Annotated in this window: 1 protein-coding gene; it reads right to left on the reverse strand. The window is 63.8% G+C overall.

The window, feature by feature from the left end:
- Positions 1 to 1,277, reverse strand: a 1,277-nt coding sequence (locus WKW79_RS36970) for a methylmalonyl-CoA mutase family protein (RefSeq protein WP_340340187.1), incomplete at both ends; no start/stop codon positions are given.

Genomic DNA, 1,277 nt, shown 5'->3' on the forward strand with positions numbered 1-1,277 from the left:
GTGTCGGCGCGGTGGCGGCCGTAGACCTTTTCGAGTGCATCGCTGATCTCGCCGACGGTGGCGCGCAGGCGCACGGCCTGGATGCTGAGGTCCAGCAGGTTACCCTCGCCGCTTTCGGCCGCAGCCGTGAGCGCATCGAGCGCCGCCTGGGTGGCCGCAGTGTCGCGCCTGGCCCGAATGGCCTTGAGCTTGGCAATCTGCCCATCGCGCACCTTCACGTTGTCGATCTGCAGGATGTCGTGCGTGTCTTCCGTCTTGAGCTTGTACTTGTTCACGCCCACGATCACATCCTTGCCCGAGTCGATGCGCGCCTGCTTGTCCGCAGCCGCCGCCTCGATCTTGAGCTTGGCCCAGCCGCTGTCCACCGCCTTGGTCATGCCGCCCATGGCCTCGACTTCCTCGATGATCTTCCACGCGGCATCGGCCATGTCCTGGGTGAGCTTTTCCATCATGTAGCTGCCAGCCCAGGGGTCGATCACGCTGGTGATGTGGGTCTCTTCCTGGATGATGAGCTGGGTGTTGCGGGCGATGCGCGAGCTGAATTCGGTGGGCAGCGCGATGGCTTCGTCCAGCGCGTTGGTGTGCAGGCTCTGCGTGCCGCCGAACACCGCGGCCATCGCCTCGATGGTGGTGCGGACCACGTTGTTGTACGGGTCCTGCTCGGTCAGGCTCCAGCCCGAGGTCTGGCAGTGCGTGCGCAGCATCAGGCTCTTGGGGTTCTTCGGCTCGAACTCCTTCATGATCCGGCACCACAAGAGGCGCGCCGCGCGCATCTTGGCCACTTCCAGGTAGAAGTTCATGCCGATGGCCCAGAAGAAGCTCAGGCGCCCGGCGAACACGTCCACGTCCAAGCCCTTGGCCAAGGCCGTCTTGACGTATTCCTTGCCGTCGGCCAAGGTGAAAGCCAGTTCCAGCGCCTGGTTCGCGCCGGCTTCCTGCATGTGGTAGCCGCTGATGGAGATCGAGTTGAACTTGGGCATCTTCTGCGCCGTGTACTCGATGATGTCGCCGATGATGCGCATGCTCGGCGCGGGCGGGAAGATGTAGGTGTTGCGGACCATGAACTCCTTGAGGATGTCGTTCTGGATGGTTCCGCTGAGTTGATCCTGTGCCACGCCCTGCTCTTCGGCGGCGACCACATAGCCCGCGAGCACCGGCAGCACGGCGCCGTTCATGGTCATGGAGACGCTCACCTTGTCCAGCGGGATCTGGTCGAACAGGATCTTCATGTCCTCCACGCTGTCGATGGCCACGCCGGCCTTGCCGACGTCGCCGGT

It is taken from the genome of Variovorax robiniae (assembly GCF_037889955.1).
Lineage (GTDB): Bacteria > Pseudomonadota > Gammaproteobacteria > Burkholderiales > Burkholderiaceae_C > Variovorax > Variovorax robiniae.